Here is a 14,995-nt window from a genome sequence, read left to right on the forward strand (position 1 = left end):
AGACTGGGGCGGCGGCGATTTCGGTGGGGGCGACTTCGGCGGCGGCGGGTTCGACTTCTAGAACCGGCTCTCCAGACGGGCCGACACCCCGGCCTCCTGCAGGTCGAGGCGTTCGAGCATCGCCCGCACCGCCTCGTCGTCGATACGCCCCTCGTCGCGCTCGGCGATCAGCGCGTGCCGCTGAGCGGAGAGCACGTCGCGGTAGAGCTGGGCGAACACCTCGGCCCGCGGCGTGTGGGCATCCGGGTCCGGCATCTCGTCGGCGTCCTGGGCGTGCCTGGCGACGACTCCGCGGATCTCGGCGAGCATCCGCGGATCGAGACCGGCGGGCGGGTTGGCCCGGAATTCGCCGAGCACCGACGCTGCGGCAGCATGCACCACCTGCTCGGCCTTCTCGGTCTCGGCCGCGGTGTAGGCCTGATCGGCGTCGGCGGACAGCTCGAGGCGGCGGATCAGCAACGGCAGCGTAGCCCCCTGCAGCAGAAGCGTCCCGACACTGACGACGAAGGCGATGGCCTGGATGGTGGCCCGTTCCGGGAACGGCTCACCCGCCGCCGTCGTCAGCGGAATCGCCGCGGCCGCCGCAAGGGTGACCACCCCGCGCATGCCGGTCCACGACACCACGACGTTCTCCTGCCAGCTCAGCGCCCGGTTGTCGATGCGCGAACGCCATCGCGGCGGGACCGCGGCACGCCGCCGGGTGCCCAGTGCGCCACGTCCACCCTGCTCGGGAACGGGCACGCTGAGCCGCTTCTCGACCTGCCGGGACAGCACTCCCCTGCTGAACATCGCGAACACCGACAGCGGCCGGATGACCAGCACGATCAGCAGCACGATCGCCGACGCGACCGCGACCTCGATCAGCGATTCGTGGGCCTGGCGCAGATCCTCGAGCACGAAGCGCAGATGCAGCCCGATGTAGGCGAACACGAACGCCTCGAGCAGCACGTCCACCGAATTCCACACGTACCGCTCCTGCAGGCGGGTCTGGTAGCCGGCGTCCACGGTGCCGCTACCCACCACGAACCCGGCCACCACCACGGCGAGCACTCCTGAGGCGTGCAGCTCCTCGGCGACGATGAACGCCGCGAACGGCACCATCAACCCCTGCACCGTCTCGAGGGCGGGGTTGGCCAGGCGCCGCCGGATCCACAGCGTGATGTAGCCGAGCGCCGCCCCGACCAGCGGCCCGAGGACCGCGCTGTAGCCGAACAGCAACACCGGGTTCTCGATGAAGGTGTGGCTGCCTGCGACCTGCGCGACCGCCACGGAGAACAGGGCCAGCGCGGCCGCATCGTTGATCAGGCTCTCCCCGGTGAGGATCGACATGACCCGCTTGGGAAGTCCGAGCTTGCGTCCGACCGCCACAGCGGTCACCGCATCCGGCGGGGCGACGACGGCACCGAGCACCAGCGCCGTGCCGAACGTCAACGGCACGACGACCAGCCACGACGACACCAGCGCGACGGTGAACGCGGTGACGACGACCAGACCGACCCCGAGCCCGAGGATCGGCTTGATGTTGCGCAGGAACGTCGGGAACGAGAAGTCCAGGGCGGCCGAATACAGCAGCGGCGGCAACACCACCGACAGCAGGATGTGTGAGTCGAGTTCAGGCGCTCGGAAACCGGGCAGGAACGACACAGCGATGCCGACGACGACGATGATCAGGGCGGGTTCGAGCCCACGGCGGTGGGCCACCGCGGTGACGACGATGGCTCCGACGACGACCAGGATCAATTCCACCCGGTGATTCTCCCGGGTCGGCGGGCCGGGCGCCCGCCGGAATCAGGTCTGGCAGGTGGGGCACCAGAACAGGTTGCGCCCTTCGAGCACCTCGGTGCGGATCGGGGTGTCGCAGATCCGGCAGGGGTCGCCCGCGCGGCGATACACGTAGGTGCGCGGCCGCCGTGGCCCGTACGAGGGCAGGCCGTGATCGTCTTCGGGGCGGATCGTGATGATGCGGCCCTTGCGCACCCCGACGTTCATCAACTCGACGAGGTCGGTCCAGGCATCGTCGAATTCGGCTTCGTCGACCTTGGTCCCCGGGCGGTGCGGGTCGATGCGGTGCCGGTAGAGCAGTTCGTTGCGGTACACGTTGCCGACACCTGCCAGTACCGACTGGTCCATCAGCAGTGCCCCGATCACCCTGCGGGACTTGTGGATTCGAGTGAATGCCGTGCCGGGGTCGGCGTCCTTGCGCAACGGGTCGGGACCCAACCGGGCGAGGATGTCCGAGACCTCGGCTTCGGTGACCACCTCGCAGGCCGTGGGGCCGCGCAGATCGGTGCCTTTCTGGGTGCCGATGATGCGCATCCGCACCTGGCCGACCGGATCGGGCACACCGTCGGTGGCATCGAACACACCGAACTTGCCGTACAGACCGAGGTGCACGTGCACGATACGGCCGCCGTCGTAGTGGTGGAACAGATGCTTGCCGTAGGCGCTGGCCTTGGTGAAGACCTTGCCGTTGACCGCATCGGCACCCTCGATGAACCGACCCTGCGGACTGCTGACCGCTACGCGCTGACCCTTGAACATCCGCTGGTGCTGCCGCGCCAAGCGGTGAATGGTGTGACCTTCGGGCATCGGACAAGTCTGCGGCACAGTACCTACGGCGCGCGCAACCGGCCGGGCGCCGTAATGACTGACGTCGGCGCTTGCGCCCGATTCGTCACATCCTCGGGGGCTCAGGCTCCGGGAACGGGCGGCGAGACGTGAGTCTTCTCGTACTCGGCGAGGATGTCGATGCGGCGCTGGTGACGCGGCGCTTCCGACCACTTCGCCGCGAGAAATGCGTCGATGATCGCGAGCGCGTCCTCGGTGGTGTGCATGCGACCGCCGATGCCCATCACCTGGGCGTTGTTGTGCTCACGGGCCAGCTGGGCCGTCTCGGTGCTCCACGCCAGCGCGCACCGGACGCCGGGCACCTTGTTCGCGGCGATCTGCTCGCCGTTGCCGGAGCCCCCGATCACGATGCCGAGACTTCCCGGGTCGGCGACCGTCTTCTCGGCCGCAGCAATGCAGAACGCCGGGTAGTCGTCCTCGGCGTCGTAGGTGAAGGCGCCGCAGTCGACGGGCTCGTGCCCGGCCGCGCTCAGGTGCTCGATGACGGCCTGCTTGAGCTCAAATCCGGCATGATCGGCTCCGAGGTAGACACGCATGGCCGATACCGTAGCTCAGCCGATGGTGATGGCGTCGAGGCGTTCCTTGATGAAGTCCGACGTCGTCACCGGGGTCAGCCCCGCCACCCGGCCGACGGGCGGTGCGAGCGGCGTCACGAGCGCATCGTGGTTGGCCTCGTAGAAGTAGATGAGCGACACCAGATCCTCTTCGGGAGCATGCGGCTGCGGTGGCAGCACCCGGTGCCGGCCCGACGGCCAGCGCCGACCGCTCCAGTATTCGAGCAGATCGCCGATGTTGACGGTCAGCGCCGCCGGGTCGTACGGCGCGTCCTCCCAGCCGCCCTCCTCGCTGAACACCTGCAGGCCACCGGCGCCCGGCTCGCGATCGAGGATCGTCACGGTGCCGAAGTCGGTGTGCGGGCCGATGCGGAACTGCCCCGGCTCCGGATCCCCGACCACGCTGACGGGCGGATAGTGGTTGATGTTCATCGTCCACGTCGGCATACTCGCCAGCTCGGCAAAAGGGTTGAGCGGCAGGCGAAGTGCGTGTGCGAACAGCGCCAGCAGATCGTCGGCGACACGGCGCATCTGCGCGGTGTATTCGTCGACAAGACGGTGCAGTGCGGGGACCTCGGAGGGCCACACGTTGGGCGCGAACCAGATTCGATCGACCTCGGGGTCCCCGGTGGCGGTCTCCGCGCCCAGGCTGAAGCTCTCCTTCAGATCGGGCGGGGTCTCGGTGCCCTCCGCGTAACCGTTGGCCTCCGCGCCCGGACCTATCCATCCGTGCCCGCCGACCGGCACCGCGTACCGAGTCTTCACCGCCGCGGGCAACGCGAAGAACTCCCGCGCCGCCGCCCGTACGTCGGCTGCCAGCGTGGCGTCGACGCCGTGCCCGGTCACCAAGATGAAGCCGGCCCGCTGCAGGCCCTCGTCCACCTCGGCAGCCACCGCCTCGGCGTCCGCGCCTCCCTGTCGCCATCGTGAAAGATCGATGCTGGCAATCACACTCACTCGCCGATGTCCTCCGCCCACAGTTCGGGATGCGCCGCGATGAAGTCCGTCATCATCGTCACGCACCTCTCGTCGTCGAGCACGGTGACCTTCACGCCGTGCTCGGCCAGCCAGTCGTGCCCACCGGTGAAGGTCGTGCTCTCGCCGATCACCACCGCCCCGATGTTGAACTGCCGTACCAGTCCGCTGCAGTACCAGCACGGCGACAGCGTGGTCACCATCGTGGTCGAGGCGTATCCGCGCTGACGGCCCGCGTTGCGGAACGCGTCGGTCTCCGCATGGATCGACGGATCGTCGCGCTGCACCCGCTGGTTGTGCCCGCTGCCCAGCAGTGTCCCGTCGGCGGCGAACAGGGCGGCACCGATGGGTATGCCGCCTTCCGCCAATCCTTTTCGCGCCTCCTCGACGGCTGTGTCGAGCATCGTCTGCGCTGATGTCATTGCTTGGTGATCGCTGGTCGGCACAGCACCCAGTATGCTGCCCCGGCGAGCACGAAACCGACGAAGAACGTGATGTCACCCAGTTGCGGCGCGGCCGCGGCCACGACACCGACCAGCTTCTCCTGATTGGCGAACAGCACCACGGAGACGACCAGGCCGATCAGGAACGCTGCGAGCCCGCCCCAGTTCGTGTACGAGCGGTCGTAGAGCAGGTGCGCGACGGGCCGTCCGCGCCGAAGGTACTGGTCGGCGAACACCACACCCAGCCACGGCCCCACCCAGTAGGCGATGATCAGCAGGAACGCCTCATAGCTGTGCGCGGCGTCGGGCAGCGCCCACCACGCGACGAGGAATCCCGCGACGCCGAAGAACACCGTCACCAGTGCCCGGGCCACGTGGGCAGGAAGGGTGATGCCGGTCGAGACGAACGCCATCGCACCGGAGTAGACGTTGATCGCATTGGCCGCGATCGCGCCGACGGCGATCGCCAACAGCGTGGCCTTGGCCAGGGGCGACGCCAGCTCGGCGGTGAACGATCCGGTCGGATCGGCCAGCGAGGCCTCCCCCGTCGTCACCGACGCCGCGCCCACCACTTCGAGAACCGCGCATGCGGTGAAAAGCCCAGCCGCAGCGAAGAATCCGGTGCGCGGCCCGGACACCGTCGCAGGCAGATAGCGCGTGAAGTCCGCGGCGTACGGGGTCCAGCCGGCCGCGTAACCGAACGACGTGCCGACAGTGAGCAGGAAGCCACCCAGGCCGCCCACCCCGTCGGCGGCCGGTGCGGCGTTTCCGATGTCGGCGTGGGCGAAGATCGCCACCGAGGCCGCGAGGAACACCACCGCCAGCACCGGGAACGAGTACCGCTCGAACGCCTGCACCAGGTTGTGGCCGAAGAACGCCAATGCCGTCTGCGCGGCCACGATGATCACCAGGCCCAGCAGCGGTCCGATACCGAACAGGGTGGACAGCGCGAAGGCGCCGCTCACGCTGTTGGTGGCGAACCAGCCCACGCCCGCGGTGACCGACATCAGCACCGAAGGCACCGCGTTGCCCTTGAAGCCGAACGCCAAGCGGCCCAACACCATCTGGGGCACACCGTGCAACGGACCGCGCGCCGACAGGAAGTAGTGGGCGATCGCACCCAGGCCGGTACCGAGCACGATGCCCGCCACGGCCTGCCAGAACGTCATCCCGAACGCGAGCACCGCGAGCATGCCGACGAAGATCGTCGCGAACTCCAGGTTCGGCGACGTCCACGTCCAGAACAGCTGGCTCGGTTTCCCGTGCCGGTCGGCCTCGGAGATGTACTCGGTGCCGCCCGGCTCGACGGCGACCACACGGTCCCGGTAGGAGCCATCGGTGCTGCGTTCGGTGACTGTCACCGATCTACGGTGAGGGTGCCGTCGTCACCGCGCAACCGGAGGCAACCTGCCGGAAACAAACAGCCCTCAGTCGAACGTCGGCGCCTCGGTGCGGGAGCGCTTGAGCTCCCAGAAGTGGGGGTAGGCCGCGAACGTCACCGAGGCGTCCCACAGCTTTCCGGCCTCTTCCCCGCGCGGGATCTTCGACAGCACCGGTCCGAAGAACGCCACCCCGTTGACGTGGATGGTGGGCGTACCGACGTCGTCGCCGACGGCGTCCATACCCTCGTGGTGGCTCTTGCGCAGCGCCTCGTCATGGGCGTCGGAGTCGGCGGCCTCGGCGAGTTCGGCCGGCAGTCCCACCTCGGCCAGGGACTCCGCGATCACCACGGCGAAGTCCTTGTTGTCCTGGTTGTGGATCCGCGTACCCATCGCTGTGTACAGCGGCCCCAACACGTCGGCACCGTGCGCCTGCTCGGCGGCGATCGCGACGCGCACCGGACCCCACGCCTTCTTCATCATCTCCTGGTACTCCTCGGGCAGGTCTCTGCCTTCGTTGAGCACCGCGAGGCTCATCACGTGGAAGTTGACGTCGATGTCGCGGACCTTCTCCACTTCGAGAATCCAGCGCGAGGTGATCCAACACCAGGGGCACAGCGGGTCGAACCAGAAATCGGCGCGGGACTTCTCGGCCATGAGGTCTCCTCTTCGAGTCGGTGTTGACCGGGTCAACCATCTGGACCCGTCGTGTCTTCCCGGGTTGAGACTAGTGTTGACGAGCGTGGCCCTTCCTAATCTCACGCGCGACCAAGCTGCCGAACGCGCCGCCCTGATCACCGTCGACAGCTACCGCGTCGCCCTCGACCTGACCGACGGCGAGGGCTCACCCAGCGAGACGACCTTCCGCTCGGTGACGACCGTCGAATTCGATGCAACCGCCGGTGCCGACACCTACCTCGACCTGGCCGCGGCTTCGATCCGCAGCGCGACGCTCAACGGCACCGAGATCGACGTGTCCGGCTACGACGAGTCGACCGGAATCCCACTCACCGGTCTCGCCGAGCACAACGTCGTCGTCGTCGACGCGGACTGCCGCTACTCCAACACCGGTGAGGGACTGCACCGTTTCGTCGACCCCGTCGACGACGAGGTGTACCTGTACTCGCAATTCGAGACCGCCGACGCGAAGCGGATGTTCGCCTGCTTCGACCAGCCCGACCTCAAGGCCGCCTTCGACATCACCGTCACCGCACCCGCGCACTGGGAGGTGGTCTCCAACGGGGCAATCGTCGAGACCACCGACGAGAACGGCGCCAAGAAGCACACGTTCAAGGCCACCCCGCGGATGAGCACCTACCTGGTCGCGTTGATCGCCGGGCCCTACGCCCGCTGGGACGACGTGTACACCGACGACCACGGCGACATCCCGCTCGGCATCTTCTGCCGCAAGTCACTCGGCGAGTACATGGACGCCGACCGGCTGTTCACCGAGACGAAGCAGGGGTTTGGCTTCTACCACAACAACTTCGGCACCCCGTACGCGTTCGGCAAGTACGACCAGCTGTTCGTCCCGGAGTTCAACGCGGGCGCGATGGAGAACGCCGGTGCGGTGACGTTCCTCGAGGACTACGTGTTCCGGTCCAAGGTGACCCGCTACTCCTACGAGCGCCGCGCCGAGACCGTGCTGCACGAGATGGCGCACATGTGGTTCGGCGACCTCGTCACCATGCAGTGGTGGGATGACCTGTGGCTCAACGAGTCCTTCGCGACCTTCGCCTCGGTGCTGTGCCAGGCCGAGGCCACCGAGTACGACCAGGCATGGACGACATTCGCCAACGTCGAGAAGTCGTGGGCGTACCGGCAGGACCAGCTGCCCTCGACGCATCCGGTGGCCGCCGACATCCCCGACCTGCACGCCGTCGAGGTGAACTTCGACGGCATCACCTACGCCAAGGGCGCCAGCGTGCTCAAGCAGCTGGTGGCCTACGTAGGGCTCGAGGCGTTCCTCGCAGGCCTGCGGGACTACTTCCGCGACCATGCTTTCGGCAACGCGACCTTCGGTGATCTGCTGGGCGCGCTGGAGAAGTCGTCGGGCCGCGATCTGTCCGGCTGGGGCCGGCAGTGGCTCAAGACAACCGGCCTGAACACGCTGCGGCCCGACTTCGACGTCGACGCCGACGGCGCGTTCACCCGGTTCGCGATCGAACAGGGTGGCGCCAAACCTGGCGCCGGGGAGACCCGGGTGCACCGGCTCGCGGTGGGCATCTACGACGACGACGCGTCGGGCAAGTTGGTGCGGGTGCACCGTGAAGAGCTCGACGTCGACGGGTCGACGACCGAAGTGCCCGGCCTGACCGGCGTGAAGCGCGGCAAGCTGATCCTGGTCAACGACGACGACTTCACCTACTGCTCACTGCGCCTGGACCCCGACTCCCTGCAGACGGTGCTCGCCCGCATTGCCGACATCGCCGAACCACTCCCCCGCACGCTTGCCTGGTCTGCAGCGTGGGAGATGACCCGCGACGCCGAGCTGCGCGCCCGCGACTTCGTCGCACTGGTGATGAGCGGCCTGCACGCCGAATCGGAAGTCGGTGTGGCGCAACGGCTTGTGCTGCAGGCGCAGACCGCACTGGCGTCCTACGCGAACCCGCAGTGGGCCGCGGAGAACGGCTGGCCCGCCTTCGGCGACACACTGCTGGACCTGGCCCGCGAATCGGCGCCCGGCTCGGATCACCAGCTCGCGTTCGTCAACGCGCTGTGCTCGTCGGTGCTCGCCCCCAACCACGTCGCGGTGCTCGAGACGCTGCTGGACAACGAGCCGGCCGCGGTGAACCTCGAGGGTCTGGTGGTCGACACCGATCTGCGGTGGCGGGTGGTGACGGCGCTGGCGCGCGCCGGCGTGCTCGACGCCGATGGCACCGAGACCCCGATGATCGACGCCGAAGCCGCCAACGATCCGACCGCAGCGGGCCGGCGCCAGGCCGCTGCCGCCGCGGCGGCGCGCCCGCAGGCAGCGGTCAAGGAATCGGCCTGGCAGCAGGTGGTCGAGGACGACACGCTGGCCAACATCACCGCGCGGGCGATCATCGGCGGTTTCGCGGGCCTCGGGCAGGGTGAGATTCTGGCTCCGTTCCGGGACCGCTACTTCGAGGCGATCTCCGGAGTGTGGGAGCGGCGGTCCAGCGAGGTGGCGCAGACCGTCGTGGTCGGGCTGTACCCGTCGTGGGACATCAGCGCCGACGCGCTCGAGGCCGCCGACCGGTTCCTGTCCGACCCCGAGGTGCCGCCGGCGCTGCGCCGGCTGGTGCTCGAAGGTCGAGCCGGGGTCGAGCGGTCGCTGCGCGCCCGCGAGTTCGACGCGGGGTAGCCCAGCGCCGCGAGGGAGCGTGTTTGCACGCGACACGCCGCTCGCGGACGGCAGTCCACGCGCGCTCGCGGCGGTCGAGCGCGCATAGGCTCACGCGGTGGCGGTCAACAGTCGCAGGGAAAGGGCGGCGCGTCGGCGCAAGCGCCGCGTCGCTGCCGTCGTGAACGACCTCACCGACGCCCAGTGGACGGCGATCAAGGCGGCCTGGAACGGGTGCGCCTACTGCGGCGCGACGACGGCCTCGCTGCAGCGGGACTGCGTGATGGCGATCTCGCGCGGCGGGCGCTACACCGTGGACAACGTGGTCCCCGCGTGCGGGCCCTGCAATGCCAGCAAGTGCAACGACGAAGTCACCGGCTGGCTGCGCCGCAAGCGGCTCGACGAGCGGCTGTTCCTGGAGCGCTACGTGGCGATCCGCGCCACCCTCCTGGCCGCAAACGCCGAAAGTGCACTCCCGGTAGTCGCTGACGCGGGTCAGCTACCGTGAGTGCACTTTCGTGAGAATCAGCGCGGCGAGACGCCCGCCGACAGCACGCGAACGCCGCTGATCAAGCCGTCGATCAGGTTGCCTTCGCGGAACGACGCGGCGGCCGCGGACACGCCCAGCGGGGCGGCCTCCTCGATGCCCCGGCCCTTGACCTTCGCGCCGTAGACGACCTCGATGGCCCGCTGGTTGGGCGACACGGCGAGAAGCACCGCATTGTCGGGGGTCGGCACGCGGCCCAGGATCGCCCGCGCCGTCGCGGCGGTGTCCGCGCCGAGGTCGCCGACGTAGACCGCGAAGCGGGCCTTCGCCGCCCGCGACCCGAACTTCAGCGCATTGTCGAGAACCACCAGGTCCCGCGTCGGGAACGGGTAGTGCACGGACAGCTCGCCGGGCTCGGTGACCCCGGAGATCCGCCCACTCGCGGTGACGACCGAGCCGTACGGAAGCTCCGCCAGGTCGAGGGCTCCGGCCCGGGTGATCTCACCAGTTGCCACTTGCGCCGCCTCCGATCGTCACGTGCGAACCGTGGCCCCCATGGCCGTGATCCGCGGGTTCGTCCGCTGCCCACAGGATGGGCTCGTGAGTCCACGTCTCCGCGAGGTTGTACGTCGCGGGGTGCGGCCCCTTCTTGCGGTAGATCAACAACGCCAGGATGCCGGCGAGAGCGAGCGGAATCAGCAGGAAGCTCGCGTGCAACAGAGCAGTGTTGTTCACGGGCAAACCGTAACGCACGCGCCGGTCAGGCCGCGCCCTCACCCAGGTATCTCACCCATGCCGGGTCGAGTTCTTTGACGCTGGAGAGTAATCGCCAGTGCTGCCCCTTCGGCGGCACCGGGGTGGCGCGCAGTGTCCAGCCCAGCTCGCTCAGCAGCCGATCGGCTTTGCGGTGATTGCACGGCGAGCACGCCGCCACGCAGTTCTCCCATGAGTGTCCGCCACCGCGGCTGCGCGGAATCACGTGGTCGACGGTGTCCGCCTTGGCGCCGCAGTACGCGCACCGGAACCGGTCGCGGTGCATCAGCGCTGCCCGCGTCATCGGCACCCGCGCCCGGTACGGCACCCGCACGTAGGTGCGCAGACGGATCACCGACGGCACGACGATCGTGCGGCTCGCCGAATGGATGACCGGCCCCAGCGGATCGTCGTGCACCACGTCGGCCTTGCCGCACATCAGCATGACGACGGCTCGCCGCATCGGCAGCGCGGTCAACGGTTCGAACGTGGAGTTGAGGAGCAGGACCCGGCGGCGGCCCCAGATCGACGGCTCCGGCGTCACCGGGGTGAGAGCGTCCGCCCCCGCGGTGAGGCTGTGCAGAGCGCGCGCAGGGGCAGTCGCTATCGACCCGGTCGAACTCGTCGCGGTCCCGTGGTGCCGGTGGCCGCGAACATTTCTGCGCTGCGCCATACGTCCTCCGCTCGACAGTCCACCACGGATCACCGGAGATCGCACGACAATTCTGGTCGTGTTCGCTGGTCAGTCCGGTGAACATCTCGTGACCGCCCGCTGATTGCAGGTAGCGCATTACTCGTGCCGGTATCGGCCGGTGGCTTCAGACTGGGCCCATGACCGACGGGGGAACACACACTTTTCTGCGCTACGAGCCCACCATGGCCGCGTTTCCACCGGGCGAGGAGCAGCTGATCTCGGCCCTGGTGGCCGATCTGCACCGCAACAACCAGTTCCAGTACCTGAAGAGCCGCTGCTTCGCGAAGTACCGCAGGCACGGCCGACCGCACGCCATCCGCGACGCGCACGCCAAGAGCTGCGCGGTGCTGGCCGGGCAGCTGACCGTGCACTCCGACCTCGACCCGACCCTGCGCCAGGGCATGTTCGCCGAACCGGGAGCAACGTTCGACGTGATCGCCCGGATCTCCCAGACCTCGGGGGCCATCCGCTCCGACCAGGTGCGCGGCGTGCGTGGCCTGGGGCTGAAGATCCTCGGGGTGAGGGGCCCGAGCGGGGAGCGCGCCGAGGCCCGCTTCCCCGACGACAACCAGGACTTCGTGTTCGTCACCGAACCGGCGTTCCTGTTCCGCGACGCCGCCGACTACTCGAAGGCCGGCATGCGGACCGCCCGAATCCTGACCGCGCTGCCCGACCCCGGGATGCTGGCGATCAACCGTGTGCTGCGGGCGGTGCGACGCGTCGCGCAGCGCGCGGGACGTGACCTGCCCGCCAAGCTGCGCGTGTTCGCCGAACCCAATCACCACCCGTTGCGGCAGACGTTCTACACCGCCGCGCCGGTGCGGTTCGGTGATCACGTGGCAAAGCTGCGGGTGGCCCCGACGCCGGCCACCGTTGCCGGCGCGGTTCCGGCGACGATCGACGACGGCCACTACGACGCCGCCTCGCGGGCGGTCGCCTCGTACTGCGCGAGCAAACCAGCAGAGTACGAGGTGGCGGTGCAGCTGTGCACCGACGAGACCCGAATGCCGCTCGAAGATGCCACGGTGGAGTGGCCCGAGGCCGTCTCACCGTATCGGCCCGTGGCGACGATCCACTTCCCCGAGCAAACCGGATACGACGAGGTCCTGCGTGAATTCGCCGACGACGCACTGGCATTCAACTCGTGGCGCGGCATCGCCGAACACCGCCCGCTGGGGTCGATCAACCGCTTGAAGCTGCGCGTGTACGAGGCCTCGAGCGAATACCGGCACGCCAAGAACGGCATTCCCCCCACGGAACCGACCGACCTGTCGGCATTCGAGGGGGCCGCGCCCGCCGGCTAACTGAGCACCATTAGCGAGAACTGGCGGTCTCTGCCCATTAGACTCACCGAACATGCCGCATGGTTGGCAGCTGCTCGACCGTCCTGCGGAATTCGACGCCGTACGGTCCGCGCTGACGGGAGCCGATTCGTACGGTGCTGTACTCGTCGGCGACGCCGGCGTCGGCAAGACCACGCTCGCCCGGATGGTGACGGAATCGGTGCGCTCAGAAGTGCATTGGGTGGCGTCGACGAAGTCGTCGCGCAGCATTCCGCTCGGCGTCTTCGCCCACCTGGTGGGTTCCAGTACATCCCGCGACGCCACTGCGCTCCTCGCCTGTGCCCGGGAATCGCTTGTCGCACAGGGCAACAGCATCGTCGGCGTGGACGACGCGCATCTGCTCGACGAGCTCTCGGCCACGCTGCTGCACCAGCTCGCCGTCGACCAGTCCGGCCGAATCCTGGCCACGGTGCGCAGCGGGGAGCCGGTGCCCGACGCCGTGACCTCGCTGTGGAAGGACGGCTATCTGCGCCGCATCGAACTGCAGCCGTTCACCAAGGCCCAGAGCATCAGGCTGGTCGAATCGGTGATCGGCGGACGGCTCGAGGGGCTGTCGGCCGACCTGATGTGGCAATCCTCGGGCGGCAATCCACTGTTCCTGCGCCATCTGGTCGAAGGGTCCATCGATGCGGGGACGCTGCGCAGAACGGGCGACGTGTGGCAGCTGCGCGGCCCGACGGCCGTGCCGTCGGGTTTGGTCGCGCTGCTGGAAACGCGGCTGGACACCGCCGGTGACGAGGTCATGACCGCGTTGAAGCTGCTCGCGCTGTGCGAACCGCTGGACTCCGACGCGCTCACCCAACTGGTCGGCGACGCCGCGGTCGACGAGGCCGAGATGCGAGGGCTGATCCGCTTCACCGAGGACGGCCCCACTCTGAACGCCCGCTTCAGCCACCCGCTCGTCGGTGACGTCGTGCGGACCAAGATCGGCCGGGCCGCCGAACGTCGGCTCAAGGGCCAGGTGGTGCAGATCCTGCGGCGCCGCGAACTCTCCACCGCCGCGAGCCGCATCCGGATGGCGAACCTGTCGATCGACAGCGATCAGAGCGTCGACATCGACCTGCTCACCGCGGCCGCCAAGGACGCGATCTTCCTGTCCAACCTGCCCCTCGGAGAACGGCTGGCCCGCAGCGCATTCGAACGGACCGGCAGCCTCGCCTCCGGCGCGCTGCTGTCCCGGGCGCTGCTCTGGCAGGGCATGCCCGCCGACGCCGACGCGATTCTCGCCCAGTTCACCCCGGACGAGCTCGACGAGGTGCAACTGGTGCAGTGGGGTGTGCCGCGGGTGTCGACGCTGTTCTGGTCGATGGGCGAGGTGACCAAGGCGCACGAGGTGCTCGCGCTCGTGCGTGAACGCGTGCGCATTCCACTCCTGGAACTGATCCTGCGCGCGACCGCCGCGGCAATGGCGGTGCACGAGAACAGGATCGCCGACGGAATCGACGAGGCGTTGGCCGTGCTGGCCGACCCGCAGGCGCCCGAGCAGGCCGTCGAGTTCGCCGCCTTCGCCGCCGGGCTGGCGATGCCTGTCGCGGGCCGCGGCGACGAGTTCGAACCGATCGCCGCGCGCTGCCGCGCCGACCAGAAGGCCACCGACGGCATGATCCGCGTGATGGTCCGCTACTGCGACGTGCTGGCGCTGACCCACATGGGTGACTTCGAGACCGCCGCCGAGCGCGCCCTGCGCTACGCCGACTTCTCCTCCGTCGGCCAGTTCCTCGCCTGGGCGATCGCCAAGATCATGGCCGGTGTCGTCGCGACCGCGCGCGGCGACTTCCCAGAGGTGGTGTCGTCCATCGAGCAGGCGCTGGCGGCGCTGTCGGCGGAGAGCCCACTCCCCTGGCAGCTGCCCGGACGGCTGCTGCTGGCCCGCGCCTACGCCGCCCTCGGACGCGTCGGCGAGGCCGAGCGCGTCCTCACCGACGCCGCCGAGCACTCCGGCCCGTCGATGGCGCTGCACGAACCGCAGCGGCTGATCTCGCGCTCCTGGTACGCCGCGGCCAAAGGCATGGAGCGCAATGCCGTCGAACTGGCCAGGGCCGCCGCCGACAACGCGCGGCGATCCGGCCAGTTCGCGCTCGAGGCCGAGGCGCTGCACCACGCCACCCGGTTCGGGGATCGCAGCACGGCCGATCGACTCGCCGAACTCGCCGAACTCGTGCACGGGACCGTCGTGCCGTTGTTCGCCCGCCACGCCGCGGCCGTCGCCGCCGGTGACGCCGCAGCGTTGGACGCCGTCAGCGCCGACTTCGAGCGGGCCGGCCTGATGCTGTCGGCCGCCGACGCGGCCGCACAGGCCGCACCGCTGCACGACGCCGCGGGCGATCGGCGACGGACCACCGAATCGGGGGCTGCCGCGTTGAGGCTGGCCGAGGCGTGCGGCGGGGCGTCGACCCCCGCCATCAAGACCGCCGCCCGCCTCGGCCAGCCTC

General features: G+C 69.0%; 14 protein-coding genes. 4 read left to right on the forward strand and 10 right to left on the reverse strand.

Going from position 1 to position 14,995, the window contains the following annotated elements; genetic code table 11:
* Positions 1 to 57: 57 nt before the first annotated feature.
* From DMB80_RS26800 to DMB80_RS26830, 7 genes are all read right to left on the reverse strand, one after another.
* Entirely contained in the window at positions 58 to 1,746 is a 1,689-nt protein-coding gene (locus tag DMB80_RS26800) for a cation:proton antiporter (RefSeq protein WP_111512607.1), read from the reverse strand.
* A gap of 42 nt (positions 1,747 to 1,788) precedes the next feature.
* Entirely contained in the window at positions 1,789 to 2,589 is an 801-nt protein-coding gene (locus DMB80_RS26805) for an Fpg/Nei family DNA glycosylase (protein ID WP_111512608.1), read from the reverse strand.
* Positions 2,590 to 2,690: 101 nt separating this feature from the next.
* The gene (locus tag DMB80_RS26810) at positions 2,691 to 3,164 is read right to left on the reverse strand and encodes a ribose-5-phosphate isomerase (protein WP_111512609.1); all 474 of its coding nucleotides are present in this window, start codon (positions 3,162 to 3,164) and stop codon (positions 2,691 to 2,693) included.
* A 15-nt stretch (positions 3,165 to 3,179) separates the two neighbouring features.
* Positions 3,180 to 4,139 carry an isopenicillin N synthase family dioxygenase gene (locus DMB80_RS26815; RefSeq protein WP_111512610.1) on the reverse strand — a complete coding sequence of 320 codons (960 nt, stop codon included), beginning with the start codon at positions 4,137 to 4,139 and terminating at the stop codon, positions 3,180 to 3,182.
* Positions 4,136 to 4,579, reverse strand: a complete 444-nt coding sequence (locus tag DMB80_RS26820) for a nucleoside deaminase (protein WP_111512611.1) — start codon at positions 4,577 to 4,579, stop codon at positions 4,136 to 4,138. The genes DMB80_RS26815 and DMB80_RS26820 overlap by 4 nt, the downstream gene beginning before the upstream one ends.
* Positions 4,576 to 5,961, reverse strand: coding sequence for a purine-cytosine permease family protein (locus tag DMB80_RS26825; RefSeq protein ID WP_111512612.1), 1,386 nt, complete (start codon positions 5,959 to 5,961; stop codon positions 4,576 to 4,578). The genes DMB80_RS26820 and DMB80_RS26825 overlap by 4 nt, the downstream gene beginning before the upstream one ends.
* Positions 5,962 to 6,027: 66 nt before the next feature.
* Positions 6,028 to 6,636, reverse strand: coding sequence for a mycothiol-dependent nitroreductase Rv2466c family protein (locus DMB80_RS26830; RefSeq protein WP_046364514.1), 609 nt, complete (start codon positions 6,634 to 6,636; stop codon positions 6,028 to 6,030).
* Positions 6,637 to 6,721: 85 nt separating this feature from the next.
* On the opposite strand from DMB80_RS26830, the gene pepN reads away from it, so the two are divergent.
* Both pepN and DMB80_RS26840 read left to right on the forward strand, forming a co-directional pair.
* The gene (pepN, locus tag DMB80_RS26835; RefSeq protein ID WP_111512613.1) at positions 6,722 to 9,307 is read left to right on the forward strand and encodes an aminopeptidase N; all 2,586 of its coding nucleotides are present in this window, start codon (positions 6,722 to 6,724) and stop codon (positions 9,305 to 9,307) included.
* A 97-nt stretch (positions 9,308 to 9,404) separates the two neighbouring features.
* Positions 9,405 to 9,794 (forward strand): HNH endonuclease, encoded by a 390-nt coding sequence (locus DMB80_RS26840; protein WP_111512614.1) that lies wholly within the window; start codon positions 9,405 to 9,407, stop codon positions 9,792 to 9,794.
* A 17-nt stretch (positions 9,795 to 9,811) separates the two neighbouring features.
* On the opposite strand, the gene DMB80_RS26845 is transcribed toward DMB80_RS26840, so the two are convergent.
* From DMB80_RS26845 to DMB80_RS26855, 3 genes are read right to left on the reverse strand one after another with little or no spacing between them, the layout of a single operon-like run.
* Positions 9,812 to 10,288: a DUF5130 domain-containing protein gene (locus DMB80_RS26845; protein WP_111512615.1), complete on the reverse strand. Its 477-nt coding sequence runs from the start codon at positions 10,286 to 10,288 to the stop codon at positions 9,812 to 9,814.
* The gene (ctaJ, locus tag DMB80_RS26850; protein WP_236694132.1) at positions 10,275 to 10,508 is read right to left on the reverse strand and encodes an aa3-type cytochrome oxidase subunit CtaJ; all 234 of its coding nucleotides are present in this window, start codon (positions 10,506 to 10,508) and stop codon (positions 10,275 to 10,277) included. The genes DMB80_RS26845 and ctaJ overlap by 14 nt, the downstream gene beginning before the upstream one ends.
* Positions 10,509 to 10,533: 25 nt before the next feature.
* The gene (locus DMB80_RS26855) at positions 10,534 to 11,199 is read right to left on the reverse strand and encodes an HNH endonuclease (protein ID WP_046365902.1); all 666 of its coding nucleotides are present in this window, start codon (positions 11,197 to 11,199) and stop codon (positions 10,534 to 10,536) included.
* A gap of 158 nt (positions 11,200 to 11,357) precedes the next feature.
* Between DMB80_RS26855 and DMB80_RS26860 the strand changes: the two genes are divergently transcribed.
* Together DMB80_RS26860 and DMB80_RS26865 are read left to right on the forward strand one after the other, a co-directional pair.
* Complete coding sequence (locus tag DMB80_RS26860; RefSeq protein ID WP_111512616.1) at positions 11,358 to 12,524, forward strand: catalase family protein; 1,167 nt, start codon at positions 11,358 to 11,360, stop codon at positions 12,522 to 12,524.
* A gap of 52 nt (positions 12,525 to 12,576) precedes the next feature.
* A partial coding sequence (locus DMB80_RS26865) for an ATP-binding protein (protein WP_111512617.1) occupies positions 12,577 to 14,995 on the forward strand: 2,419 nt, incomplete at its 3' end.

This window comes from Mycobacterium kyogaense, assembly GCF_003254575.1.
GTDB lineage: Bacteria > Actinomycetota > Actinomycetes > Mycobacteriales > Mycobacteriaceae > Mycobacterium > Mycobacterium kyogaense.

Coding starts and splice junctions, on each gene's coding strand:
- DMB80_RS26805 (WP_111512608.1), bottom strand. CDS start 2,589: ATGCCCGAAGGTCACACCATTCACCGCTTGGCGCGGCAGCACCAGCGG.
- DMB80_RS26810 (WP_111512609.1), bottom strand. CDS start 3,164: ATGCGTGTCTACCTCGGAGCCGATCATGCCGGATTTGAGCTCAAGCAG.
- DMB80_RS26820 (WP_111512611.1), bottom strand. CDS start 4,579: ATGACATCAGCGCAGACGATGCTCGACACAGCCGTCGAGGAGGCGCGA.
- DMB80_RS26830 (WP_046364514.1), bottom strand. CDS start 6,636: ATGGCCGAGAAGTCCCGCGCCGATTTCTGGTTCGACCCGCTGTGCCCC.
- DMB80_RS26855 (WP_046365902.1), bottom strand. CDS start 11,199: ATGGCGCAGCGCAGAAATGTTCGCGGCCACCGGCACCACGGGACCGCG.
- DMB80_RS26860 (WP_111512616.1), top strand. CDS start 11,358: ATGACCGACGGGGGAACACACACTTTTCTGCGCTACGAGCCCACCATG.